This is a genomic window from Agromyces intestinalis, from assembly GCF_008365295.1.
Classification (GTDB): Bacteria; Actinomycetota; Actinomycetes; order Actinomycetales; family Microbacteriaceae; genus Agromyces; species Agromyces intestinalis.
Genome location: NZ_CP043505.1, coordinates 3,573,372 through 3,598,938 on the forward strand (window position 1 = coordinate 3,573,372; position 25,567 = coordinate 3,598,938).

Sequence of the window (25,567 nt, forward strand, 5' to 3'; positions counted from 1 at the left end):
ATGCGCATCCACATCGCGACCGACCACGCCGGCCTCGAGTTCAGCCGCACGCTCGTCGACCATCTGACCAACGGCGGTCACGAGGTCGTCGACCACGGCCCCGCCGAGTACGACCCGCTCGACGACTACCCGGCCTTCTGCATCAACGCGGCGCTCGCAGTCGCGCGCGATCAGGCCGCGGGCGTGCGCGCGCTCGGCGTGGTGTTCGGCGGGTCGGGCAACGGCGAGCAGATCGCGGCCAACAAGGTGCGTGGCATCCGGGCCGCCCTGGTGTGGAGCATGGACACCGCGATCCTCGCCCGCCAGCACAACGACGCGAACGTCATCTCGATCGGTGCGCGCCAGCACACCGTCGAAGAGGCGATCCGCTACATCGACGCGTTCATCGCCGAGCCGTTCTCGGGCGACGAGCGGCACGTGCGCCGCATCGCCCAGCTCGCCGAATACGAGCAGACCGGCGATATCGCCGGCAAGGGCGTCGACGTCGTCGCGCCCGACGCGGAGTAGTCGTGCCCGAGGGCCACTCCGTCCATCGCATCACGCGGCAGTTCGAGCGGAACTTCGTCGGCCACGTCGTGCAGGCGTCGAGCCCGCAGGGCCGGTTCGCGGCCGGTGCGGCCGAGCTCGACGGGCGGCGGATGACGCAGGCCCGCGCCGTGGGCAAGCAGATGTTCCTCGGGTTCGAGGGCGACGTGTGGCTGCGCGTGCACCTCGGCATGTACGGCGCGTGGGATTTCGCGGGCGACATCCTGATGGATGCCACGATCGCGTCCGCGAACGGACGCATGGGTCAGACGAACCAGCGAGGCACCTTCCTCGAGGGGCCGAACCCCGATGCCGTGGCATCCGAGCCCCGGGTGTTCGACGCGGCAGGTGAGAACTCGGTCACCTCCATCGGCGCGCCGCGGCGCACCCGACTGCGCATGTCGGAGTCCGAGAAGGAGGGCGGCGGCCTCGAGTCGTTCCCGCCCGAGCCCGTCGGCCAGGTGCGGGTGCGCCTGCTGACCGAGACGGTGTGCGCCGACCTGCGTGGGCCGATCGCGTGCGAGGTGCTCGACCCCGCGCAGGTCGAGCAGGTCGTCGCGAAGCTCGGCCCCGACCCGCTGCTCGACGACGGCGACGCCGCCGAAGACCGCTTCACCGCGGCCGTGCGACGGCGCGGCGTGCCCGTCGGCCTGCTGCTCATGGACCAGAACGTCGTCGCCGGGATCGGCAACGTGTACCGGGCCGAACTGCTGTTCCGCGCGCGCCAGAACCCGCACACGCCGGGCCGCGACGTGCCCGAGGAGCACGTGCGGCACCTCTGGCGCGACTGGGCGAAGCTGCTGCGCATCGGCGTCGAGACCGGGCAGATGATGACCATGGACGACCTCGACCCCGAAGCCTGGCGTGCCGCGATGGCGAACCGCGCCGACCGGCACTGGGTGTACAAGCGCGAGGGGCTGCCGTGCCGGGTGTGCGGCACGAACATCGCATTGGAAGAGATGGGCGGCCGCAAGCTCTACTGGTGCCCCTACTGCCAGGCCTGACCCGAAGCGAGGACCCGATGCGACAGAACCCCAGCTTCACCCTCGCGAGTGAGGAGGGCGTGAAGCGCCTGATCCGCGAGCACCCCTGGATGACCCTGGTCAGCATGACGGATGCCTCGGGGCTGGTCGCGAGCCACTACCCGGTGCTGCTCGACGAGGAGGCCGACGGCATCGTGCTGCTCACGCACGTCGGCCGGCCCGACGAGGTGCTGCACGAGCTCGGGCGTCACGAACTGCTCATCATCGTGCAGGGCCCGCACGGGTACATCTCACCCGGATGGTACGACGCGAACCCTGCGGTGCCGACGTGGAACTTCGTCGTGGCGCACCTGCACGGCACGCCCGAGATCCTCTCCGACGACGAGAACCTGCGCGTGCTCGAAGACCTGGTCGACCACTTCGAAGACGCCATGCCCGAGCCCCGCCGCATGCGCGGCACCGCCGAGAACTCGGCGTACGCCGACCGCATCGCCGCCGGCACCGTGGGCCTGCGCATCCCGATCACGCGGTGGACCGCCAAGAACAAGATGAGTCAGAACAAGCCCGACGCCGTCGTCGACCGCATCATGACCGAGCTCGACGGCGACGGCTCGTACGCGAGCCCCGCGCTCGCCGACGAGATGCGGCGCACCCACACGGCGCTCCGAGCCGGTCGCGCGGCGCGGGCCGAGGGCACGGAGTGAGCAGGGTCGATCGCGCGCTCGTGCTCGCGGGCGGGCGGCTTCCCGGCCGCGATGCGCCGGTCGACGTGCACGTCGTCGACGGTGCGATCGCCGCGATCGCGCCGGCCGGCGTCGTGCCCGAGCCCGAGGGCGCCGATCGGGTTGCACTCGAGGGCCGCTACGTCATCCCCGGGCTCTGGGACCGCCACGTCCACATGTCGCAGTGGGCGATGGCGGCCCGCAGGCTCGACCTCGCCGCTGCCGAGAGCGCGGCAGCGACCGCGGCACTCGTCGGAGCATCCATCGCGGGCGGCGCGACCGAGGTGATCGGCTTCGGGTTCCGTGACGGGCTCTGGGCCGATGCGCCGAGCCTCGCGATGCTCGACGGAGTTGCGGGCGACGTGCCGGTCGTGCTCGTGGCCGCCGACCTGCACTGCTGCTGGGTGAACACCGCCGCCGCCCGCCGGCACGGCGTGGTCGCGTCCACGGGCGACGGCGGGCTCCTCCGCGAGGACGACTGCTTCGCCCTCGTGCGCGCGCTCGACGATGTGCCCGCCGACGTGCTCGACGCATGGGTCGCCGACGCCGCGGCTGCGGCCGCGGCCCGCGGCGTCGTCGGCGTCGTCGACTACGAGATGCGCTGGAACCGCGACGACTGGGCGCGCCGCGTCGGCGGCGGGCTCGACCTGCTGCGGGTCTCGTTCGGCATCTACCCCCAGCACCTCGAGCGCGCGCTCGACGAACGGCTGCGCACCGGCGACTCGGTGCCCGGCACGAACGGGCTCGTCAGGGTCGGCGGCGCGAAGGTCATCACCGACGGGTCGCTGAACACCCGCACCGCCTGGTGCTTCGACCCGTACCCCGGTCTCGGGGCCGACGAGCACCCGCACGGGGTCGCCACGGTCCCGCACGACGAGCTCGTGCCGCACCTGCGCCGCGCACGCGCCGGCGGCATCGCGCCGGCCGTGCACGCCATCGGCGATCAGGCGAACGCCCGGGTGCTGGACGCATTCGAGGCGGTCTCACCGGGCGGATGGCACGGACGCGCCGCGATCGAGCACGCCCAGCTCCTCCGGCACGAGGACGTCGCACGGTTCGCGGCGCTCGGCGTCGTCGCGAGCGTGCAGCCCGAGCACGCGATGGACGACCGTGATGTGGCCGACCGGTACTGGGCCGGGCGCACCGACCGGGCGTTCATGCTCGCCGAGCTCGCCGCCGCGGGCGTCGAGCTCGCGCTCGGGTCGGATGCTCCCGTCGCTCCGCTCGACCCGTGGGTCGCGGTCTCGGCCGCGGTCGGGCGCGCCCGCGACGGACGCGAGCCGTGGCACCCCGAGCAGGCCGTCGAAGCCCGCGTCGCGCTCGCCGCATCGACCAACGGCGCCGGCTACGAGGTGCGCCAGGGCGTGCGCGCCGACCTCGCGGTGGTCGAGCTCGATCCGCTCGCCGTCCCCGCCGATCGGCTGCGCACGATGCCGGTCGCGGCGACGCTGCTCGGCGGCCGGTTCACGCACTCGACGCTCGGCTGAACGCAGGCACGACGGACGCGTCGGGGGATATCCCCCGCCGCGATCCGGTCGCCGGCCGGATGGCTCGCCGAGCCGGTGCCGCCGAGGCTGGAACCATGCTTCGCACCCCCACGCTCCGCAGACCGCGCGCCGCGGTCGCGGCCGGCACCCTGCTCACGGCCACCGCAACCGCCGTCGCCGTCGGGCTCTCGGGATGCGGGCTCGCAGTCCCGGCGCAGATCTCGACGATCGGCGACGTCGCGTTCGACCGGCCGCTCGCCATCCCGCCGATCGCCGAATCGCACGTCGACGCCGATGGCACCCGCGTGTTCTCGCTCGACGCGCAGGCGGGCACGACCGAGTTCGAACCCGGTGTGCCGAGCGAGACGTGGGGGTTCGACGGCTCGTACCTGGGCCCGACCCTCGTCGCCGAGCGCGGCGAGCACGTGCGCGTCGACGTGACCAACTCGCTCGACGAGCCCACGACGGTGCACTGGCACGGGATGCACCTGCCCGCCGCGATGGACGGCGGACCGCATCAGATGGTCGATCCGGGCGCGACCTGGTCGCCCGAGTGGACGATCGACCAGCGCGCCGCGACCCTCTGGTACCACCCGCACCCCCACGGCGCGACCGAGTCGCACGTGCGCCGGGGCCTCGCCGGCCTGTTCCTGCTGCACGACGCCGACGAACGCGCGCTCGGCCTGCCGTCGGAGTACGGCGTCGACGACGTGCCCCTCATCGTGCAGGACACGGGGTTCTCGGCCGACGGCCGGCGCGAGGGCCCGCAGCGCGGGTACGCGGGGGGCCTCGGCGACGAACTGCTCGTGAACGGCACCCGCGGCCCGTACCTCGAGGTCTCCGACGGGCTCGTCCGGCTGCGGCTGCTCAACGCCTCGACGGCCCGCACGTACGGATTCACCTGGTCGGACGGCCGGCCCGTCGAACTGATCGCCACCGACGGCGGGCTGCTCGAAGCATCCGTCGCCCTCGACCGGGTGGTGCTCTCGCCGGGCGAACGCGCCGAGGTGCTGCTGCGCCCGACACCGGGGGAGCGGGTCGTGCTGCGCAGCGAGCTCACCGCGGAAGCGGTCGGGTCGAACCGCGTGATCGCCGCGACCAACGGCGACGCCGACTCGTTCGACGTGCTCGAGGTGCGTGCCGCCGACGTGCTCGACCCGGCGCCGTCGCTGCCCGCGCAGCTCGCGTCGAACCCGCCGTTCGACCCCGCCGAGGTGGCCACCACCCGCCGGTTCGTCCTCGACGACAGCTTCGAGATCAACGGACACGCGATGGACCTCGGCCGCGTCGACGAGACCGTCACGGTCGACACCCTCGAACGCTGGGTCGTCGAGAACGACACCGACCTGCCGCACAGCTTCCACGTGCACGACGTGCAGTTCCGCATCGCGACGATCGACGGCGCCGCGCCGCCGCCCGAGCTCGCGGGCTGGAAGGACACCGTGCGTCTGCGCCCGCACGCCGAGTACGAACTGCTCCTCCGCTTCGAGGACTACGCCGACCCGGCGCATCCGTACATGTACCACTGCCACCTGCTGTGGCACGAGGACCAGGGCATGATGGGCCAGTTCGCCGTCGTCGAGCCCGGTCAGCGTGCGACGATGACGGAAGGAACACCCCACCATGGCCACTGACTCGACGACCGCGGGCCCCGCGCCCGCCGCGCCCGGCATCGCGCCGGCCGAACCCGCTGCCGCGACCCCGCGGCGCGGCTACGGCGCGCTCTGGGCGAGCGTGCCGCGCGAGCTCGGCTTCCTCATCCTCACCATGCCGATCGCGATCACGGGGCTCGTGGTGGTCTCGACGGTGTTCTTCACCGGCGTCGGCATGATCGCGCTCGTGGTGGGCATCTTCCTCATGATCGCCGCGTTCTTCACCGCGCGCGGTTTCGGGACGCTCGAACTCGTCCGACTGCGCTGGGCGGGGCGGCCCGAGATCCGCCGGCCCCAGTGGCCGCGCACCGACGGCACCGGCGGGTTCTGGCGTGCGACGTTCAGCCCGTTCGTCGACGGCCACTACTGGCTGTACCTGCTGCACACGCTGGTCGTGAATCCGATCGTCAGCGTCTTCTCGTGGACCGTCACGATCGCGTGGGTCTCGGGCGCCCTCGGCGGACTCACCGGCTGGATCTGGCAGCCGTTCATCCCCGCGGACGACCGCGGGTTCTGGCTCAACCAGTGGATCCTCGACCGCATCGCGCCCGGGACGGCGAGCCTGGTCGACCCGGTCGCGGGCGAGCGCGTCCTCGAACTGCTCCTCGGCGTGATGTTCCTGCTCACCCTGCCGCTCGTGTTCCGCGGCTTGACGCTCATGCACGACGGCGTCGCGCGCGGCATGCTCGGCGCGTGGCGCTCGGAGGCCCTCGAGCGCGAGGTCGCCGAGCTGTCCGCCTCCCGCGGTGCCGCGGTGCAGGCCGAGGATGCCTCGCTGCGACGCCTCGAGCGCGACATCCACGACGGCCCGCAGCAGCGGCTGGTGCGCCTCCAGATGGACCTCGCGTCGATCGAACGCCGACTCGACCAGGATCCCGAAGCGGCACGCGCCCTGATCGCCGAGGCACGAGACCAGGCCCGCGAGACGCTCGATGAACTCCGCGCGCTCTCACGCGGCTTCGCCCCGCCGCTGCTGCAGGACCGCGGGCTGGGCAGCGCGTTGGGCGCGCTCGCGGCGCGCAGCCCCGTCACGGTCGCCTTCGACAACGGGCTCGGTGCGGATGCCTCCCTGCCGGCGCCGATCGAGCGCAACGCGTACTTCATCGCGGCCGAGCTGCTGACCAACGTGGCCAAGCACTCGGCGGCGACGGCCGCGCGGCTGCGCGTGCAGACCCGCGCGCTCGCCGACGGCACGCACTGGCTCGATCTCTGGGTCACCGACAACGGCCGCGGCGGCGCGAGCGTCGCCGCCGGGCACGGGCTCGCCGGGCTCGACGACCGGGTGCGGGGCCTGCGCGGCGTCCTCGTGGTCGACAGCCCCGCGGGCGGGCCGACCGTCGTCGGCGCGCACATCCCGTTCCAGCCGGTCGGCGCCGGATCCGGGGCATCCGAACCGGTGACGCCGCCGACCGTCTGAGCCGAGGCGGCGCCGGCCGGCGATGCGCCGGCGGCGCCGCCGCACCGCGCGCCCGGCCGATACGCTGGCCGAGTGACCGAAGCCGCCGCCCCGCTCCGCATCATGCTCGCCGAAGACTCGGTGCTGTTGCGCGAAGGCCTCGTCCGACTCTTCGACGAGGCCGGGTTCGAGACGGTCGGGGCCTTCGGCGAGGCCGACGCCCTGCTCGCCGCACTCGACGACTCGGCCCCGGGCACCCCCGCGCCCGACGTCGTGGTGCTCGATGTGCGCATGCCGCCGACGTTCCGCGACGAGGGGGTGCGCGCCGCGATCGAGCTGCGTCGGCGTCGGCCCGGGCTGGGTGTCCTGCTGCTCAGCCAGTACGTCGAGGGCACCTATGCCGACGAGCTGCTCTCATCGGGCGAGGGCGGCATGGGCTATCTGCTGAAAGACCGGGTCGCATCGCTCGACGAACTGCAGGACGCGGTGGAGCGCGTCAGCGCCGGCGGCACCGTACTCGACCCGCAGGTGGTGCGTGAGCTGCTCGGCCGGCGCGGTGACCCGCTCGCCCGGCTCACGCCGCGCGAGCGCGAGGTGCTGCAGCTCATGGCCGAGGGGCGCACCAACACCGCGATCGCGGGGCAGCTCTTCATCGGTGTCGGCGCCGTCGAGAAGAATGTCACCAGCATCTTCCAGAAGCTCGGGCTCGAGGACTCGGGCACCGACCACCGCCGGGTGCTCGCGGTGCTCGCCTGGCTGCAGCGATAGCGCTCGAATGCCGCAGGTCCCGCCGCCCCGGGTGGGCTGCGGGACCTGCGGTGTCGTGCGGGCTACTTCTTGGCGACGTGCGCCGCCAGGAACCAGCGGTCCTTGTCGATGCCGCGACGGATCTCGATCGCGACGTCCTGGCTGGCGGGGTCGAGCTCATCGAGTCCCTCGATCGCCTCGTTCAGCTTCTCGGTCGCGATGTCGATCTGTGCGACCACATCGGCGATGGTGTCCTCGTAGCCCTGGAATCCGAGCTTCGGGTTCACCGCGCCGCTCTTGGACGCGATCGTCGCGAGTCGACCGTCGATCGGCAGGCCGAGCGCGACGACTCGCTCCGCGACCTCGTCGGCCCACTCCTGCGCGTGAGCCACGACGTCGTCGAGCAGCTCGTGCACGGCGATGAAGTTGACGCCGCGCACGTGCCAGTGCGCCTGCTTGCCGTTGACGGCGAGGGCGACGAGCTCGTGCAGCACGGGCGTGAAGTACTGGGCGACGCCCGCGGCGACGTCGGCGCCCGAGCCGGTCTTCGGTGCGGTCTGGATGTCGGTCATCGGTCCACCTTCCCTGGATGATGTCTGCCTCAACGCTACGCGGATGCCCCGGTATTTCAAGGAAGGGAAGGCTCGGCTGACATCGGGCGACACGCGGGTCGCGTGGCATCCGATGCTGGCCGTCGCGTCCATACGGGCGCATGATGTGCATGGACGAACGGCGTCGATGAGGATGACCATGAACCCTGCGAACCCCCACACGAGTCTGCGCGGCGACCCGAGGTTCGACGCGCTCATCACGATGGCGGCCGACCTCGCCGGCCGCTTCGACCCGCAACGCCTGCTCGAGCGCATCCTGCGCCATACGATGGCACTGCTCGACTGCGACAGCGGCTCGATCTGCACGGTCGACGAGGCGGCGGGCACCTACCGCAAAGAGGTCGACCTCGGCGTCGGCTGCCTCTCGGGGCGCACCTTCCCGCTCGACGAGGGCGTCACCGGGGAGGTGGTGCGCGCACGCCGCTCGGTCGTGTTCGACGAGTACGCGCAGGTTCGCGGCGGGCACATCGCCGCACGCGACCGCGGCGAACTGCACGGCGTGATCGGCGTGCCGATCCTCTCGAACGGCGCGATCATCGGCACCTGCGTCGTGTTCAGTCGCGACCCCGACCGGCGCTTCACCGACGCCGACGTGACGCTCGTCGAGCTGTTCGCCACGCACGCCGCGATCGCCATCGCCAACGCCAGGTTGCACGCGCTCGCCGCCGAGAAGGAGCGCCAGGCGGCAGTGCTCGCCGAACGCGAGCGGGTGATGCGCGACGTGCACGACACCGTCGGGCGAGGACTTGCGACCGTGCTGCTGCACCTCGACGACGCCGAGCGGGCGATCGGCCGCGCCGACGACCCGGTGGGGGCGCTCGGACGCGCCCGCTCTGCGGCGCGCACCGCACTGACCGAGACCCAGCGCAGCGTGCTCGGGTTCGATCCCGGCCTCACCGACGCCGCCGCGCTCGCCGAGGCCGTGCGACTCGAGCTCAGCTGGATGGAGTCCGCTGCCGGCGTGTCGACCCGGCTCATCGTCATCGGCGATCCCGTCGCGCTGCCGCCCGAAACGGGCCGACAGTTGCTCCGCATCGTGCAGGAGGCACTGACGAATGTGCTCGAACACGCGGGCGCACGGACGGTGCGCGTCGGGCTCGTGTACGGCGGGCACACGGTCTCGGTGCTGATCGAGGACGACGGGCGGGGCTTCGACGTCGCGTCGGTCACGGCCGAACCGAGGCGTGCGCTCGGTCTGCAGGGGCTGCTCGCCCGCGCCCAGCACCTCGGCGGCACGCTGCAGATCGAGTCGACGCGCGGCTGGGGCACGCGGATCCGAGCGGAGGTGCCGCGATGGCCCGCCGTCGACTCCGAGCGCACCAGGTGGCGGGTGCTCGTCGCTCACGAGCACGAGCTCGTGCGGGCTGGGCTCGTGCGTGTGCTCACCGATCAGGAGCCCGATATCCAGGTCGTCGGCGAGGTGTCCGAGACGCGCAGCGTCGTCGAGGCGTACGAGCTGCTGCGCCCGCATGTGGTGCTCGCCCCGCTCGACCACCCGCACGTCGACGGCGTGCAGCTCACGGCGTACCTGCGCGCGATCGATCCCGAAGCGGCGGTGGTGCTGCTCGTTCCGTCGTTCAGCGATGAGCGGGTGCGCGGAGCCGCGCAGATCGGTGCGACCGGCTTCGTCGAAGAGCACACGGATGCCGCGGGGCTGGTGCGAGCGGTCGTCGCCGCCGCGCGGGGCGACACCCTGCTCACGCCTGAGGTGTTCAGCGTGCTCACCGCGCCCGACGATCCGCTGCTCACCCCGCGCGAACGCGAGGTGCGCGACCTCGTCGCCCGGGGCCTTCCCGACAAGCAGATCGCCGTGCTGCTGCAGATCTCGGTGAAGACCGTCGAGAAGCACGTCGGCGCGATCCTGCGCAAGACCGGCGCGGCGAACCGCACCGAGCTCGCCGGCCTGCGCCGCGACTGAGACCCGGGGCATCCGCATGGAGGATTCCCCTACCACCCGGTAGGGGAATCTCGCATGGGGGCCGTGCCCGGCACGTGCCAACCTTGCAGCGCGGACGAGGAGGTCGGCATGCCGGTGGTGAGCTTGAAGGAGATCGTCGACCGGGCATTCCAGGAACGGTACGGGGTGCCCGCGATCAACATCGTGAACGACTTGACGCTCGAGGCGGTGCTTGCGGGCGCCGTCGAGGCGCGGTCACCCGTCATCGTGCAGACGTCGGTGAAGACGGTGAAGTCGATCGGGCTCGACGTGCTCTGGTCGATGTGGACCTCGATGACGGAGGGTATCGAGGTGCCGGTCACCCTGCACCTCGACCACTGCCCCGAACGGCAGGTGATCAGCGACTGCCTCGCCCGCGGCTGGAACTCGGTGCTCTTCGACGCCTCGACCATGCCGGTCGAGGAGAACCAGCGGCAGACGGTCGAGGTCGTCGCCGAGGCCCGCGGCTACGGCGCCCACGTCGAGGGCGAGATCGAGGCCATCAAGGGCGTCGAGGACGGCATCGGCAGCGACACCGACCCGCGCCGGCACAGCCTCGCGACGTCGATCGAATTCATCGAGACCACCGGCGTCGACGTGTTCGCGCCGTCGATCGGCAACGCGCACGGCGTGTACTCGGCCACTCCCGACCTCGACTTCCAGCGCGTCACCGACCTGGTCGAGGCCACCGGCGTGCCCATCGCCCTGCACGGCGGCAGCGGCATGACCGACGCCCAGTTCAGCGACCTCATCTCGCGGGGCTGCGCCAAGGTGAACATCTCGACCGCGCTGAAGATCGAGTTCATGAAGGCGAACCTCGCGTTCCTCCGCGGAGCAGAGGAGCAAGACAAGTGGGATCCGCCATCGCTGTTCCGCGACGTGCGCCAGCACATCGTCGATCTCACGACGGGTCTTGCGGCGAAGTTCGGCAGCGCCGGAAAGGCGTGGTGACATGCCCGCCCTCATCTTCGACTGCGACGGCGTGCTCGCCGACACCGAACGCAACGGCCACCTGCCCGCCTTCAACCGCACCTTCGCCGACGTGGGCCTGCCCGTCGAATGGAGCGACGCCGACTACGCCGTGAAGGTGCGCATCGGCGGCGGCAAGGAGCGCATGGCGAGCCTGCTCACGCCCGAGTTCGTCGCCGCGAACGGCCTGCCGACCGACGAGGAGGGGCAGCGCGAGCTCCTCGCCGACTGGCATCGGCGCAAGACCGCGATCTACACCGAACTCGTGGCATCCGGCGCCCTTCCCGCCAGACCCGGCATCGCCCGCATCAGCCGCCAGGCCGCCGAGGCCGGATGGCTGCTCGCCGTCGCCTCCACCTCGGCCGAACCATCGGTGCGGGCCGTGCTCGAGCACGCCGTCGGCGCCGAAGCCGCCGCCGGCTTCCGGGTATTCGCGGGCGACATCGTCGCGCACAAGAAGCCCGCCCCCGACATCTACGAACTCGCGTTGCGCGAACTCGGCATCGCCGCCGCCGACGCCGTCGTCATCGAGGACAGCGGCAACGGGGTCGAAGCGGCCGTGGCCGCAGGCCTTCGCACCGTTGTGACCGTCAGCGCGTACACCGTCGACGAGGACTTCTCCGAGGCATCCCTCGTGCTGACCTCCCTCGGCGACGATCACGAACCCGCGCGCGTGCTCGCCGACCCCTTCGGCATCGCGCCGGGACCCGAGGTCGGCCTCGCCGACCTCGTCGCCGTACTCGACCACCCGCTTCCGCACCCCACGACCGACGCGACCCAGGAGGACCGATGACGAGCATGCCCGACGTGGAGTTCGTGGTGCGCACGATCGCGCAGACCGCCGTCGACAACGAGACCTACTTCGGCGACCTCGACTCGGTCGTCGGCGACGGCGACTTCGGATACTCGCTCGCCCGCGGCTTCGAGATCGTGCTGAGCGACTGGGACTCGTACGACCGCACCGACATCTCGACGTTCCTGCAGAAGGTCGCCATGGCCATCACCGGGCGCATCGGCGGCACCTCCGGCCCGATCTGGGGCACATCGTTCCTGCGGGCCGCCGGAGCGGTGCGCGGCAAGGACGACCTCGACGGCGCCGACGCGGTCGCGATGCTGCGCGCCGCGATCGAGGGCATCAAGGCCAGAGGCCAGGCGGATGTCGGTGACAAGACCCTGCTCGACGCACTCGTGCCGACGACTGACGCCATCGAGGCCGCGCTCGCCGACGGCAAGACGAGCGACGAGATCGTCGCGATCGCCGCGACCACCGCGCGAGCCTCGGCTGACGCGACCACCCCCATGATCGCCAAACGCGGCCGAGCCGCATACACCGGCGAACGCAGCATCGGGTCTCCCGACGCGGGCGCCGTCGCCGTCGCCGTCATCTTCGAGGCGCTCGCCTCGACGTGGCCGAACAGAGAGGAAGGCTGATGAAGAAGTTCGTCAACGACCCGAAGCAGTACGTACCCGAGATGCTGAAGGGACTCGCCTTGGCGAACCCCGACACGTTGAAGTACGTGCCCGAGTACAACCTGATCATGCGCGCCGACGCGCCGAACGACGACAAGGTCTCGATCATCCAGGGCTCGGGCTCGGGCCACGAGCCCGCCCACGTGATGGTCGTCGGCAAGGGCATGCTCGACGGCGCGTGTCCGGGCGACGTGTTCGCGGCGCCGCCCATGGACTACGTGTACGAGACCACGAAGCTGCTGAACTCGCCGAAGGGCGTGCTGCTGCTCGTGAACAACTACACCGGCGACCGGATGGCCTTCGACATGGCGCAGGAGATGAGCCTCGCCGACGGCGTGAACGTGCGCACCCTGTTCATCGACGACGACGTCGCCGTGCAGGACTCGACGTACACGGTCGGCCGCCGCGGCGTGGCGGGCAATTTCTTCGTCATCAAGGCGATCGGGGCGGCCGCTGAAGAGGGTGCCGACCTCGACGAACTGGTGCGCATCGGCGAGAAGGTCAACTCGGTCACCCGCACGATGGGTCTGGCGCTCACCGCCTGCATCCCGCCCGCGAAGGGCGGCCCGCTGTTCGAGCTCGGCGACGACGAGATCGAGATCGGCGTCGGCATCCACGGCGAGCCCGGTCGGCGGCGCGCGAAGATCGCGCCGAGCGACGAACTCGTCGACATTCTGCTCGAGCCCGTCGTGGCCGACCTGCCGTTCGCCAGCGGCGACCGGGTCGCCCTCATGGTGAACGGCCTCGGCGGCACGCCGATCAGCGAGCTGTACATCGCGTACGGCCACGCCCACGAGGCGCTCGCCGCGAAGGGCATCGAGGTCGTGCGCAGCTACGTCGGCGAGTACTGCACCTCGCTCGACATGGCGGGCGCCTCGGTCACGCTCGTGAAGCTCGACGACGAGATCGAGCGACTGCTGGATGCGCCGGCCGAGATCGGGTACCGCGTGTTCTGAGCGGGGCTCGGCTCGCGCTCTGAATGGGGCTCTGGCTCGGCCTCGGGCTCGAGGCGAGGAGATGCGAACGGCCGGCCCGCGGATGCGGAGCCGGCCGTTCGAGCGCACCTGCTCGGTGCTCTGGAGGGGATGACGGGAATCGAACCCGCGTAATCAGTTTGGAAGAACTGTGGATTCTCCCCGAGAGTAAGACATGATCGTGCACGGAAACGTCGCGTGATCAGCACGTGATGACGCCGCTCAGGCGCGAGGGCCCTGCACGATCGATGCACGAAATCGCAGGTTCTCCACAGCGCTCGTGACATCGCCGTGTCAACGTCGGGACGCGTTGTGCGCCTGGTACAGACACGATCGAGATGAGCGCGAATCAATGCTTCATCGCGCTCGTCAACGGCTCAGAACGTCACCTGACGCGCGTGAATCTGGCGGCGGTCGGCCCGTTGATTGACGTGAGCGGGCCCTTACTCACGACGAACAGGCCCTCACGAAGAAGAACGAGGGCCCTGACACGAGAGACTCACCCGCGAATCTTCATTGACGTCGCCAGGAGGGCCCTCTTCTGAGGAGCCCTCGACTCACGACTCCCCACCCCTGTCAAGTCGCCGGAAAGTGTCCTGAGCAACGCTCATCGTCCTCCCGAACGAGCCCCACTTCACGAAGCTATGTGTCACAGAACGAACGAACCCGGCCGCGCGGCGTGTCGCGACATCGATCCGTAGTGCTTGCACTACATCTCATGATTATGGTCGCTCAAGCGTTCCCTTACACGATCACTCCGGTGCCGTTCTCAAGTTTCCTCAAGAAACTTCAAGACATTGGTGTTCCCGAGAAGATCGATCGCACATATCTTTCGCAGATTGGCTACGCGTCAGCGAATCATCGTGTGTTCATCCCGATCATGAAGTTCGTTGGCCTGCTCGATAGCCAGGGAAAACCGACAGATCGATACCGAAAAGGTCTTCGAGGCGGCACGGCGGGACGAGCGTTAGTCGCCGACGGCATCAGAGAGGGTTACGCCTCGCTCTTCGCGACCTACCCAGATGCGAACGCGCGGAGCACTGCCGAACTTACGACCTTCATGAAGGCGCACTCTGATCTCGGCGACAAGGCGCTCAAGTCGGCGGTTGCTACCTTTGAAACGCTTTGCAAGTTCGGTGACTTTCCTGCCCCAACGTCAACCTGGGATGAGGGGTCTTCCGAAGTCGAATCAGGTGACCGCGACATTCAGACCCCGCGGCGCTCGGACACCGGCGCGCCGCAGTCGGGCGGCGGTTCGGTGACGATCAACGTGAACATAGCGCTCTCGGTTGATGCAACGAGCGATCCGGCCGTGTACGACGCATTCTTCGCAGCGATGGCGAAACACCTGAGAGTTCTCGATGGCAGCACCGCGGACCGCACATGAAGTAGCGCAGTGGGCCGCGGCGGTGCAGGCTGATCTCGCAAGTCACCTTGCTATGCGGGAGAAATCGGCTCACCGCGTCATCACATTGCAGGAGTCCTACGCGAAACTGAGCGCCCTCAGTCTGAAGCAAGACATTCTTATCAACGAGGGGCTTCGCTGCGTCGAGTACGGGCTGTACCGACCCGCGCACGTTGCGACGTGGGCGGGCTTTGTCGACTTCGTACACGAGTGGACGTGGGATGCGTCGCGACTGGCGAAACTGAAGAGTGTGCGCCCGAACTGGACGTTGAATGACGCTGGCGATCTTCATGAGATCACCGACTACGCGCTCATCGAGGGCTTGAAGTTCGCAGGCCTCATCACGAAGACAACGATGAAAGCGCTTCACGGCCTCTTGAACAAGCGTAATGAGTGTGCTCATCCCGAGGACTACACGCCCACGGTCAACGACACGCTCGGCTACATCGATGAGTTGATGAAGCGCATCTCCGCATTGCAAGCGGCGAAGAGTTAGCAGTATGCCTATCAACAACTGGTGGGAGAGCGACCCAGCCGAGCGCTACTGGATGGAAGTGCGCACTGAACCGATCGGGTTCGGTGAGTATCTGCTGGCTCCGCAGTTCGATGGTGGCGGTAACCCGAAGTGGACGTACACGCTCGTCTCACACGTGCAACCCGGCGATCGAATCTTTCACTGGGACAAGCGCGGTCGAAACGCGCCCGCGATCGTCGGGTGGTCAGAAGCCGTCGGCCCGCTCGAAGTCGTTGAGAAGTGGTCTTGGCAGGCGCGCGGCACAAGAGGTCGTGAGCGCGGCGTCCCGACCGAAGGCCCCGCGTGGCGAATGCCACTCGCGAACTACACCCCACTTGACTCTCCGGTCACGCGCGACATCATCAACGCGCGTCATGCTGAGGTCGTTGCTGTGCTCAATGAGGTAGCGGGCGGCATCACAGGTCGCCCGTACGCACCGTTCTACGAGTACAACTCGACCGACATTCGGGCCGCGCAGGGATATCTGACCAAGTTCCCCGCCGCGCTCGTCGCACTTTTCTTCGGCGGACTCGCCGCTGACGCGTCAACGTCGACCCGTCGGTCGACACCCGTACCGTCATCGCAGGGCTATCTCTCTGATGCAGAGAAGCGTTCCGCGATCGAACGTCACTCCGTGCGCATCGCGATCTCACACTACGAAGCGCTCGGCGCGACTCACATCGAAGAACGCGGGAAACCCTACGATCTGCTCGTCGTTCTCGACGGCATCGAACGACACGTCGAGGTCAAAGGATCGATCGGCATCGACGTCGAGAGCGTTCAACTCACGCAGGGGGAAGTCGACCACGCGCGAGATCACCACGCGACTGACCTGTTCGTTGTCGACCGCATCGTTGCACGTCGCGCTTACGACGGCACGATCGTCGCGTCTGGCGGTGAGATCCGATTCTGGGTCGATTGGACGCCGGAAGACCGCGCCCTGCGTCCGACTCACCTGCGATATTCGCTGCCGACCGCTCACGCCTGAACCTGGATTCCACCTGCCGTGACTGCGACAATGCTATGACAGAAATGAGACCCTTTTATGGGCGCGAATGTCACGAACCGCACGGGGTGTGATGTCTCAGGGCATCGGTGACAGTTCTGCATCAGAACATCGGTGACACTTCGTGTGTCAGGACTTCGGTGACAGTGCGATGCTTTTCGGCCGTCGACCGCGTCGTCTGCCGTTGCCGATTTATCTGATGTCGGGCGCGGGTCGGGTGTGCTCGATGAGGACGGTGCCGTCGAGGTCGGCAACGAGGATGACGTCGCCGTCTTCGATGATGATCACGTCCTCGCCGGCGCGTTGCCCGTCGATCATGTAGGTCACCTCTCTGAGCCGGATGCTGCCGTTGGATCGCAGCTTGAGGACCCGCAAGCTGTCGCTGGTCGGAACCGCGCGGACGGGCGAATCGTTCGGCAGCGTCCGCGACCTGGGCCGGTCGGGCTTGGGTCGCGGCGGGTCTGCCTTCGGCGTCGCCAGCCACGCGACTTCCGGGGTCACCCGGCCAGGTAGTCCCTGATGCGGGCGTTCGGTGTTGTAGATCCGGTCGAACGCGTCGACCTGGGCCTGGAGCTCCTCGAGCGAGTCGGCCAACGGCTGCTTGTCGAGGTACCGGAACAGGGTCTGATGGAAGCGTTCGTTCTTGCCCTGCGTGGTCGGCTTGTACGGCTTCCCCGTGATCGCCTCGACGCCGAGCCGGGACACGTGCGCGACGAGTTGGCCGACGTAGCCGCGACGAGCGGGGTTGAGCGCGGCCCGGTTGTCGCTGAGGAGCCGCTGCGGGACACCGTGCGCTGCGATGCCCTTGTCGAGCAGTCTGATCGCCGCGTCCGCGGTCTCACCCCCCGCCACGTGCGACGCGACCGCATATCTGGAGTGATCGTCGATGAGTTGGAAGATCACGCACTTGCGCCCCTTCGTCAGTACGGTCTCAGTCGCGTCGACCTGCCAACACGCGTTCGGCGCCGGATACACGAACCGCCGGTACGCCGCGCGCGGCTTCTTCTTCGGCTCCAGACGAGCCACGCGCACATCAACACGTGTGGGATCTCTCGGGAGCCGCGAGATACCAAGGGAGGATCATCGGAGGGGATGACGGGAATCGAACCCGCGTAATCAGTTTGGAAGACTGAGGCTCTACCATTGAGCTACATCCCCGAGGCCCGTTCTGGGCACCCGGATCATCGTAGTACAGACCGCGAGCGCGTCCCGACGACGAAGCGCCGCCTCGCACGCGCTCCCACGCAAAGGGGAGTCGATGAACGGACGAGAGCTGGTCGACGCGCTCGTCGCGACGATCAACGCCGGGAACGTGCCCGGCATGGACGAACTGTTCCACGAGGACGCGGTGATGGAGTGGCCGCAGTCGGGGGAGCGCATCGTCGGCGGCGACAACCGGCGGGCCGTCTACACGAGGTTCCCGCAGCTGCCGCACATCGAGGTGCGCTCCATCACCGGCGAGGGCGACCACTGGGTGATGCAGGGCACGCTCGACTACGGCGACGGCCTGCCGGTGCTCGGCGTGTTCGTCTTCGAGGTGCGCGACGGGCGCATCGCGAAGGAGGTCGCGTACTGGCCGGGCCCGTTCGAGGCGCCCGAGTGGCGCGCGCCGTGGGTGGAGCGCATGGCCTGAGCCCGAGACGTCGTGACCGCGCTCAGCGCAGTTCGCCGATCGATCGCACCGTGCGCCGCGCGAGCCGCAGCTGGCGCTCGTAGGTCGCCGCGAGCACGATGAGCAGCACGCCCGCGATCCCGAGCCACAGCCACCACCAGACGGCCTCGTAGAGCCAGGTGATCCACGGCCAGAGCTGCTGGACGGCGTGCACCAGCAGCACCGCGCCGCCGAACACGAACGGCGCCTGGAGCCGAAGCACGAGTCCGATCACGACGGATGCCACGGCGACGACGCCGAGCACGATGATGCGCCAGAGTTCGGGGCCGACGAAGTCGGCGATGAGCGGCGGTACGAGCAGCAGTGCGAGCCCGGCGCCGAGCGCGGGCCACGAGCGAAGCGCGGGGGTACGGTGCAGCCGCACCGCGCCGGTGATGATCAGCGCCGAACCGAGCGGCGCGACGACGAGGTCGTACGGGTCGACGGCACCCACGGCGAGCGCGGTCACGGCGATGAGCGTCGCGAGCCCGAATGCGACCCACTCGAGCGCAGCTCCGACGAGCGGGGGCCGCGAGACCACGATGGCGAGCACGTGCACGAGGGCGAGCGCGCCCACGACGATGCCGGCGCGCACCGACTGGTCGCCGCCGCGAGCGATCTCGAGCCAGCTCGGGACGACCGCCAGCGTCGTCGATGCGGCGAGCACCCAGGCGCCGAGACGTTCGGGCCGCGCCGGATCGCGTGCCCACGCGGCTGCCGTCCACACGCCGACGGCGAATCCGAAGAGCGACCAGACCTCGAACGGCAGGCCGCCCGATGCCGCGCCGATGGCGACCGCGCTGCCCCGCACCGCCGCGGCGAGCGCGGCCGCGCCCCACCCGGTGAGCGTCGCGATGAGTCGTGCGGGAACCCCCGCGGCCGTATCGGGCAGGAACGGCGCCGCGATCGCGACGACCGCGCCCGCGAGCACGACGACGAGGGTGCGCAGCTCGCTCTCGCCGGCTGCGGCGGCGCTCGGCAGTGCGGCGACGGCGGCGGCCGAGGCGATGAGCGCGGTGCGGCCGGAGGCGAGGCGCCGATCGCCCGCGGGCCGCCGCCAGGCGATGAGGCCGGCCGCGATGAGCAGGGCGGCCGCGAGCGAGAGCGTGTACGGCTCGAGGACGTCGACGGATGCCTCGCCCAGCCACGACCACACGGCGGCGATGCCGATCGGCAGGCTCGCCCACGAGACGTGGCGCGTGGGCGAGGTGCCGCCGATCGGGTCGCCGCTCGCGGCGGCGATGAGGATCGGCACGGGCACCAGGATGAGCAGGGCGGGCCACGTCGAGAGTGCGGCGACGGATGCCGCGACGACGAGCACCCCGACGAGCCCGGTCGCGCCGGACCAGATGTTGCGCGTGAGCGGTGTCGCACGTCCGGCGAGCACCAGCCCCGCGGCGGCGGTGAGCAGCACCGCACCCGCGACGACGATCGCGTGCTCGAGATCGAGCGCCTCGGCGATCGACCAGGCGGTGAGCGCGATGAGCAGAGGAGTGCCGACGGCCGCGACCGCTCGCGTCCACTCCGGTCGTCCGGTCGCGACCACGACCGCTCCGGCGACCGTCGCCGCCGAGGCGGCAAACCACCCGAGTTCGCCGGCGACCGTCGTGAGCGCGCCGACGGCCGAGGCGGCGAGGAAGACCGGCAGCGCGATGCCGCGGTCGGCGCCGGTCAGGCGGGGCGCGTAGGCGGCGGCGACCGCCAGCGCCGCGCCGACGAGTGCGAGCCAGATTCCGCCGTGCGCCCACGGCCCGTCGAGCCGGGCGCCGGCCGCAGCGAGCCAGATCGGCGCGGTCGCGGAGAGCGCGATGGCGAGCACCGCGGCGACGCCCACGTGCAGCGCGCCGACCACCGGCGCCGCGGTCGCCGGCCAGATGCGTGCGGCGAGCACGCGCCCGGCGATCGCGGTCACGATGACGATGAGAACGACCCAGGGCCACACCGCGGCACTGGGCAGCGCGCTCGGCACCGCCAGCGCGGCGGCGAGCGGGCCGCCCGTGGCGACCGTGCCGAGCAGGCCCGAGATCGGCAGTGCGCGCAGGCCGGGGGCGATCGCGAGCCCGATCACCCCGAGCACGACGAGCGCGGCCGCGACCAGGAGCACGGTGGGCAGTGACACGGCGCCGACGAGGGCGGCTGCGGCGATCGCGGCGATCGCCGCAGCACCGAGTCCGCGGAATCGGCGCACGATCGCCAGCACGGTCGCCGTCACGGCGGCGAGTGCGACGAGCGCGAGGGCGGCCGACCACCCCGGGATGCCGAAGGCGGCGAGCACGCCGTCCGAGGCGGCGGCCGAGTTCGGCGCGTCGGTCGCGCTCGCGGTGAAGGCCGGACCGGGGAGCCCTGCGGCCGCGATCAGGGCGATGCCGGTGAGCGCACCCGGTAGGGCCGCCAGGAGCGTGACGCCGGATGCCGCGGCGAGTGCGGCGATCGTGTCGCTGCGCGCCGCGCGGCGAACGGCGGCCGCCCCGATCACCGCGACCACCCCGGCGAGCGCCGGCGCCGCCCACGAGCCGACCTCGCCGGTGGTCTCCATGGCGATCGCGCTGGCGAGGGCGAGGGCCGCCGCAGCGGCACCGACGCCGGCGAAGGCCGCCGACCACGGGGACAGCGCTCGTCCGCGACCGACGACGGCCCACAGCACGGCGCTGGTCGCCGAGACGGCGAGGAACGCCCAGCCCGCTCCGACGACGACATCGGGCAGTGCCCGCGCCGCGACGCAGAACGCCGTCGCGAGCCCGACCGACCCGGCGATGCGCGAGGCGAGCGCCTCGCCCGAACGCCGGCGGGCAGCGATGCCCACGCCGACGACCGCGGCGCCGAGGCTGCCCAGCCACCACCCCGTCGCCCCGCCGTCGACGGCGAGGCCGAGCGCCCACGCCGCGGCCGGGGCGAGCAGCGCCGCGGCGAATCCGGCGGCGCGCAGCCCGCTGATGCGCGCGACCACGCCGAGCACGACGGCGAGCACTGCGAACGCGATGCCGGTGTAGAGCGCCGCGTCCAGGCGGTCGCTGCCGAACAGCGCGTTCGCGCGCACGATCCAGACATCGAGCAGCAGCAGGACGACGGCGACGGATGCCACGCCCTCCGCGGTGCCGGGCAGGCGCCCGCGCCGCAGCAGCACGGCCACGCCCAGCACGACCGCGCTGCCCGCCGCGATGATGATCGATCGCACCTCGAGGCTCGCCACCAGGTAGGCGACGAGCAGGAACACGATCGCCGTCACCGAGACGAGCACCACGCCGAGGGTGAGCAGCAGCACCTGCACGCCCGATCGCTTCGGTCGCGCGGGTCCGGATGCCACGCCTGCCGCCGGGGCATCGAGCGGCGGCAGCGGCGCCGGCGGAGCATCCGCCACCGGCATCCCCGTGTCGGGCACCGTCGCAGCCGAAGCGACCGGCGCAACGGGAGCGGCAGCCGGCGCAACGGGCGCAGCGGATGCGACCGGTGCGGCTGCGGCGACGCGTGCGACCGGCCCAGCCTGCGCGGCGGAGGCGGCCGCACGCTCGGCCTGCGCCGCTCGCATGCGCGTGATCACCCCCTGGCGTTCGCGCTCGGCCTCGGCCACCGCCCGACCGTGCGCGGCCAGGTCCGCGCCGTCCGGCGCGGCGAGATCGAGTCCGCAGACCGTGCACACGGCCGAGCCGAGCGGTGCGAAGCACGCAGGGCACCGCGAGGTGTCGAGGAACCACGAGGGATCGGCGGGCCAACGGCGCAGGTCGCCCGCGGGTGCGGCGGCGGATCGGTCGGTCATGCGCACACTCTGCCAGTCGCGCCCGTCCGTGTGTCGAGTCATCCACATCGAGGCGATGCGTGTCGCACCCCGAGACGGTACGTGTCGCACTCAGATCGAGCGCACCGGGCGGTGCAGTAGACTTTCGGGGGTCCATCCCGCATTCGGCGCGCTCCGGCGTGCCCACGCGGCGTGGCCTGCGAGTTGAGTCAGCGACTCGGGGCGTAGCTCAGCTTGGCTAGAGCGCCCGCTTTGGGAGCGGGAGGTCGCAGGTTCGAATCCTGTCGCCCCGACGAGTCGACCGGCTCGACACGAACTTTTCCATCGAACAGGAGATCCTCCATGCCGACCACCTCGGTCGAGAAGCTCAGCCCCACCCGTGCGAAGCTCACCATCTCGGTGACGCCCGAGGAGCTGAAGCCGAGCATCGCGCACGCGTACGAGCACATCGCCGAGCAGATCAACGTGCCCGGCTTCCGCAAGGGCAAGGTGCCCGCGCCCGTCATCGACCAGCGGGTCGGCAAGGCCGCGGTGCTCGAGCACGCGGTCAACGAGGGTCTCGACGGCTTCTACCGTGCCGCCGTCGCCGAGCACGAGCTGCGCCCCCTGGGCCGCCCCGAGGCCGACATCGTCGAGTGGCCGAACGAGAAGGACTTCTCGGGCGACCTGCTGCTCGCGATCGAGGTCGACGTGCGTCCCGAGGTCGAGCTGCCCTCCTACGACGGCATCGAGATCACCGTCGACGACGCGGTCGCCGGCGACGACGACGTGAACGCCGAGCTCGAGCGCCTGCGCAGCCGCTTCGGCACGCTCATCACCGTCGACCGCCCGGCCAAGGCCGGCGACTTCGTCACGCTCGACCTGGTCGCCGTGATCGACGGCACCGAGGTCGACACCGCCAAGGGCATCTCGTACGAGCTCGGTTCGGGCGAGCTGCTCGAGGGCATCGACGACGCCATCGACTCGCTCACCGCGGGTGAGACCACGACCTTCGCCTCGAAGCTGCTCGGCGGCGACCACGAGGGCGAGACGGCCGAGATCACCGTGACCGTCGAGGCCGTGAAGGAGCGCGAGCTTCCCGAGGCCGACGACGACTTCGCACAGATCGCGAGCGAGTTCGACACCCTCGCCGAGCTCACCGAGAGCCTGAAGGAGCAGGTCGCGCGCACCAAGACGTTCGGTCAGGGCACCCAGGCCCGCGATCTGCTCGTCGACAAGCTCCTCGAGCTCGTCGAGGTGCCGGTCGCCGACTCCGTCATCGAGGACGAGGTGCACCGCCACCTCGAGAGCGAGGGTCGCCTCGAGGACGACGAGCACCGCGCCGAGGTCACCGAGGCGAGCACCAAGGCCTTCAAGACCCAGATCGTGCTCGATGCGATCGCCGAGGCCGAGGGCGTGAAGGTCAGCCAGGACGAGCTCACCCAGTACCTCGTTCAGGGTGCCGCCCAGTATGGAATGGACCCGAACGAGTTCGTCCAGGTCCTCAGCCAGAACGGCCAGATCCCCGCCATGGTCGGCGAGGTCGCGCGCAACAAGGCGCTCGCGATCGCGCTCGGCAAGGCCAAGGTGGCGGATGCCTCGGGCAACGCCGTCGACCTGTCGGAGTTCACCGCCGTCGCCGGCGATGACGAGCCCGAGGCCGCCGAGTCGGTCCAGGACGAGGTCGTCGAGACGGCGGCCGAGACCGAGCCCGCCGAGGAAGCTCCCAAGAAGCCGGCGCGCAAGCGCGCGGCCAAGAAGGCTGACGCCGAGTAGGCTCGAGCACGACCGCGCAGAAGGGCCGGATGCCTCGCATCCGGCCCTTCCGCATCCCCACCCGATCACCACGCCACCGAGAGGCCGAGCCCATGACGACCGACGACTGGGAACAGCGCATCGACGAGGTCTGGCGCCTCGCGGCGGGATCACTCGTCGACGACGAGGTGATCGCCCGGATCGACGCGATCGCTGCCGAACGCGGCGACGACGACGCCCGGGCCGTCTTCGAGCGGGCGGGCGCACGCGACTCCGCCGGCCGCCCCGACGAGGCCGTGCCGCTGTACCGGCGCTCGCTCGAGCTCGGCCTCGATGACGAGCACCGGCCGCAGGCGATCGTGCAGTTGGCCAGTAGCATCCGCAACCTCGGCGACGTCGACGAGGCGCTGCGGCTCATCGAGGCCGAGCACCGCGACCACCCCGAGGCCCCGTACCGCGACGAGGTGGCGGCTTTCCTCGCGCTGGTGCTCGTGAGCGCGGGCGACGCCCGCCGTGGGGCATCCGTCGCGCTGACGGCGCTGGCACCGCACCTGCGCCGCTACACGCGGTCGGTGACGGCGTACGCGGCCGACCTCCTCGCCGCCGACGAGTCGTCGTCCGAGCAGGGTCCCGACGCGTCATCCGACGCGTCATCCGCCTAGGGCGAACAGCCCCGTTCGCGCGTGTTGCACCGGATAGATTCGATTCAACGCGACAACGAAACGGAGCGACATCCATGGCCGAACCGACACTGCAGCCCAGTGTGTTCGATCGACTGCTGAAGGACCGCATCATCTGGCTCGGTTCCGAGGTGCGCGATGACAACGCGAACGAGATCGCCGCGAAGCTGCTGCTCCTCGCTGCGGAAGACCCGAAGAAGGACATCTACCTCTACATCAACTCGCCGGGTGGCTCGATCACGGCCGGCATGGCGATCTACGACACCATGCAGTTCGTGCCGAACGACATCGTCACCGTCGGCATCGGCATGGCCGCCTCGATGGGTCAGCTGCTGCTCACCGCGGGCACCAAGGGCAAGCGATACATCACCCCGAACGCACGCGTCCTGCTGCACCAGCCGCACGGCGGGTTCGGCGGCACCGCGAGCGACATCCAGACCCAGGCGCAGCTCATCCTCGACATGAAGAAGCGGCTCGCCGAGATCACCGCGGCGCAGACCGGCAAGTCGGTCGAGCAGATCAACCGCGACGGCGACCGCGACCGCTGGTTCACCGCGCAGGAGGCCCTCGAGTACGGCTTCGTCGACCACATCCGCGAGTCGGCGCTCGACGTGTCCGGCGGCGGCGGAACCGACCAGGCGTAGGAAGAGAGATCGATCGAATGAATATCCCCGAATTCGGCGGGCTCGCCAACCGCGGCATGCAGATGCCCGGCTCGCGCTACATCCTGCCCAGCTTCGAAGAGCGCACGGCCTACGGCTACAAGCGACAGGACCCGTACGCGAAGCTCTTCGAGGACCGCATCATCTTCCTCGGCGTGCAGGTCGACGACGCGTCCGCCGACGACATCATGGCGCAGCTGCTCGTGCTCGAGTCGATGGACCCCGACCGCGACATCATGATGTACATCAACTCGCCCGGTGGCTCGTTCACGGCGATGACCGCGATCTACGACACGATGCAGTACATCCGCCCGCAGATCATGACGGTCGTGCTCGGTCAGGCCGCCTCGGCGGCCGCTGTGATCGCCGCCGCCGGCACACCGGGCAAGCGCCTCGCACTGCCGAACGCGCGTATCCTGATCCACCAGCCTGCGATGGGCGAGGCCGGCCACGGCCAGGCCTCCGACATCGAGATCCAGGCGGCCGAGATCATGCGCATGCGCACGTGGCTCGAAGAGACCCTGGCACGCCACTCCAAGCGCTACCAGCAGCAGGTGCACGACGACATCGACCGCGACAAGATCCTGTCGGCCGAGGAGGCGCTCGAATACGGGCTCATCGACCAGGTGCTGACCTCGCGCAAGACGGTGCCCGCGATCGCGAGCTGAACCGCGCTGCAACGGATGCCTCGCCGACCACGTGTCGGCGAG

At 70.3% G+C, this 25,567-nt stretch carries 22 protein-coding genes, 2 tRNA genes and 1 pseudogene; 21 read left to right on the top strand and 4 right to left on the bottom strand.

Features of this window, described 5'->3' with window-relative positions; translation table 11 throughout:
* From FLP10_RS16275 to FLP10_RS16305, 7 genes are all read left to right on the top strand, one after another.
* Complete coding sequence (locus tag FLP10_RS16275; RefSeq protein WP_149161816.1) at positions 1–507, top strand: ribose-5-phosphate isomerase; 507 nt, start codon at positions 1–3, stop codon at positions 505–507.
* Positions 508–509: 2 nt separating this feature from the next.
* On the top strand, positions 510–1,529 hold the full coding sequence (locus FLP10_RS16280; protein WP_149161817.1) for an Fpg/Nei family DNA glycosylase: 1,020 nt from the start codon (positions 510–512) through the stop codon (positions 1,527–1,529).
* A gap of 17 nt (positions 1,530–1,546) precedes the next feature.
* Entirely contained in the window at positions 1,547–2,212 is a 666-nt protein-coding gene (locus tag FLP10_RS16285; RefSeq protein ID WP_149161818.1) for an FMN-binding negative transcriptional regulator, read from the top strand.
* Positions 2,209–3,717, top strand: a complete 1,509-nt coding sequence (locus tag FLP10_RS16290; RefSeq protein ID WP_149161819.1) for an amidohydrolase — start codon at positions 2,209–2,211, stop codon at positions 3,715–3,717. The genes FLP10_RS16285 and FLP10_RS16290 overlap by 4 nt, the downstream gene beginning before the upstream one ends.
* 95 nt (positions 3,718–3,812) lie before the next feature.
* Complete coding sequence (locus tag FLP10_RS16295) at positions 3,813–5,351, top strand: multicopper oxidase family protein (protein WP_149161820.1); 1,539 nt, start codon at positions 3,813–3,815, stop codon at positions 5,349–5,351.
* Complete coding sequence (locus tag FLP10_RS16300; protein WP_246150062.1) at positions 5,341–6,786, top strand: sensor histidine kinase; 1,446 nt, start codon at positions 5,341–5,343, stop codon at positions 6,784–6,786. The genes FLP10_RS16295 and FLP10_RS16300 overlap by 11 nt, the downstream gene beginning before the upstream one ends.
* Positions 6,787–6,888: 102 nt before the next feature.
* A complete protein-coding gene (locus FLP10_RS16305; RefSeq protein WP_149162318.1) occupies positions 6,889–7,533 on the top strand; it encodes a response regulator transcription factor in 645 nt (214 codons plus the stop codon).
* Between the two features lie 62 nt (positions 7,534–7,595).
* Here the strand turns inward: FLP10_RS16305 and FLP10_RS16310 are convergent, their stop codons facing one another.
* Positions 7,596–8,084 carry a Dps family protein gene (locus FLP10_RS16310; RefSeq protein ID WP_149161821.1) on the bottom strand — a complete coding sequence of 163 codons (489 nt, stop codon included), beginning with the start codon at positions 8,082–8,084 and terminating at the stop codon, positions 7,596–7,598.
* Positions 8,085–8,262: 178 nt separating this feature from the next.
* Between FLP10_RS16310 and FLP10_RS16315 the strand changes: the two genes are divergently transcribed.
* From FLP10_RS16315 to FLP10_RS16350, 8 genes are all read left to right on the top strand, one after another.
* Positions 8,263–10,041, top strand: a complete 1,779-nt coding sequence (locus FLP10_RS16315; RefSeq protein WP_168209220.1) for a hybrid sensor histidine kinase/response regulator transcription factor — start codon at positions 8,263–8,265, stop codon at positions 10,039–10,041.
* Between the two features lie 108 nt (positions 10,042–10,149).
* On the top strand, positions 10,150–11,010 hold the full coding sequence (locus tag FLP10_RS16320) for a class II fructose-bisphosphate aldolase (protein WP_149161823.1): 861 nt from the start codon (positions 10,150–10,152) through the stop codon (positions 11,008–11,010).
* A gap of 1 nt (position 11,011) precedes the next feature.
* Positions 11,012–11,821: an HAD-IA family hydrolase gene (locus FLP10_RS16325; RefSeq protein ID WP_149161824.1), complete on the top strand. Its 810-nt coding sequence runs from the start codon at positions 11,012–11,014 to the stop codon at positions 11,819–11,821.
* Positions 11,818–12,459, top strand: a complete 642-nt coding sequence (gene dhaL, locus FLP10_RS16330) for a dihydroxyacetone kinase subunit DhaL (RefSeq protein WP_149161825.1) — start codon at positions 11,818–11,820, stop codon at positions 12,457–12,459. The genes FLP10_RS16325 and dhaL overlap by 4 nt, the downstream gene beginning before the upstream one ends.
* Entirely contained in the window at positions 12,459–13,454 is a 996-nt protein-coding gene (gene dhaK / locus FLP10_RS16335) for a dihydroxyacetone kinase subunit DhaK (protein WP_149161826.1), read from the top strand. The genes dhaL and dhaK overlap by 1 nt, the downstream gene beginning before the upstream one ends.
* A 736-nt stretch (positions 13,455–14,190) precedes the next feature.
* Complete coding sequence (locus tag FLP10_RS16340) at positions 14,191–14,859, top strand: DUF5343 domain-containing protein (RefSeq protein WP_149161827.1); 669 nt, start codon at positions 14,191–14,193, stop codon at positions 14,857–14,859.
* Complete coding sequence (locus FLP10_RS16345) at positions 14,834–15,373, top strand: hypothetical protein (protein ID WP_149161828.1); 540 nt, start codon at positions 14,834–14,836, stop codon at positions 15,371–15,373. Before FLP10_RS16340 ends, FLP10_RS16345 begins: the two co-directional genes overlap by 26 nt.
* Before the next feature lie 4 nt (positions 15,374–15,377).
* Entirely contained in the window at positions 15,378–16,379 is a 1,002-nt protein-coding gene (locus tag FLP10_RS16350; protein WP_149161829.1) for a protein NO VEIN domain-containing protein, read from the top strand.
* A gap of 474 nt (positions 16,380–16,853) precedes the next feature.
* Here the strand turns inward: FLP10_RS16350 and FLP10_RS17920 are convergent.
* A pseudogene (locus tag FLP10_RS17920) lies at positions 16,854–17,408 on the bottom strand (integrase core domain-containing protein); the annotation flags it as partial.
* A 76-nt stretch (positions 17,409–17,484) separates the two neighbouring features.
* A tRNA-Gly gene (locus FLP10_RS16360) sits at positions 17,485–17,555 on the bottom strand.
* Positions 17,556–17,655: 100 nt separating this feature from the next.
* On the opposite strand from FLP10_RS16360, the gene FLP10_RS16365 reads away from it, so the two are divergent.
* Complete coding sequence (locus tag FLP10_RS16365; RefSeq protein WP_149161830.1) at positions 17,656–18,030, top strand: nuclear transport factor 2 family protein; 375 nt, start codon at positions 17,656–17,658, stop codon at positions 18,028–18,030.
* A gap of 22 nt (positions 18,031–18,052) precedes the next feature.
* On the opposite strand, the gene FLP10_RS16370 is transcribed toward FLP10_RS16365, so the two are convergent.
* Entirely contained in the window at positions 18,053–21,802 is a 3,750-nt protein-coding gene (locus tag FLP10_RS16370; RefSeq protein ID WP_149161831.1) for an SCO7613 C-terminal domain-containing membrane protein, read from the bottom strand.
* A 197-nt stretch (positions 21,803–21,999) separates the two neighbouring features.
* On the opposite strand from FLP10_RS16370, the gene FLP10_RS16375 reads away from it, so the two are divergent.
* The 5 genes from FLP10_RS16375 to FLP10_RS16395 all read left to right on the top strand — a co-directional run bounded on the left by FLP10_RS16375 (position 22,000) and on the right by FLP10_RS16395 (position 25,525).
* Positions 22,000–22,074, top strand: a tRNA-Pro gene (locus tag FLP10_RS16375).
* 49 nt (positions 22,075–22,123) lie between these two features.
* Entirely contained in the window at positions 22,124–23,536 is a 1,413-nt protein-coding gene (gene tig / locus FLP10_RS16380) for a trigger factor (protein ID WP_149161832.1), read from the top strand.
* A 92-nt stretch (positions 23,537–23,628) separates the two neighbouring features.
* Positions 23,629–24,177, top strand: coding sequence for a tetratricopeptide repeat protein (locus FLP10_RS16385; protein ID WP_149161833.1), 549 nt, complete (start codon positions 23,629–23,631; stop codon positions 24,175–24,177).
* A 74-nt stretch (positions 24,178–24,251) separates the two neighbouring features.
* The gene (locus FLP10_RS16390; RefSeq protein WP_149161834.1) at positions 24,252–24,839 is read left to right on the top strand and encodes an ATP-dependent Clp protease proteolytic subunit; all 588 of its coding nucleotides are present in this window, start codon (positions 24,252–24,254) and stop codon (positions 24,837–24,839) included.
* A gap of 17 nt (positions 24,840–24,856) precedes the next feature.
* A complete protein-coding gene (locus FLP10_RS16395) occupies positions 24,857–25,525 on the top strand; it encodes an ATP-dependent Clp protease proteolytic subunit (RefSeq protein WP_149161835.1) in 669 nt (222 codons plus the stop codon).
* The last annotated feature ends 42 nt before the right edge of the window (positions 25,526–25,567 follow it).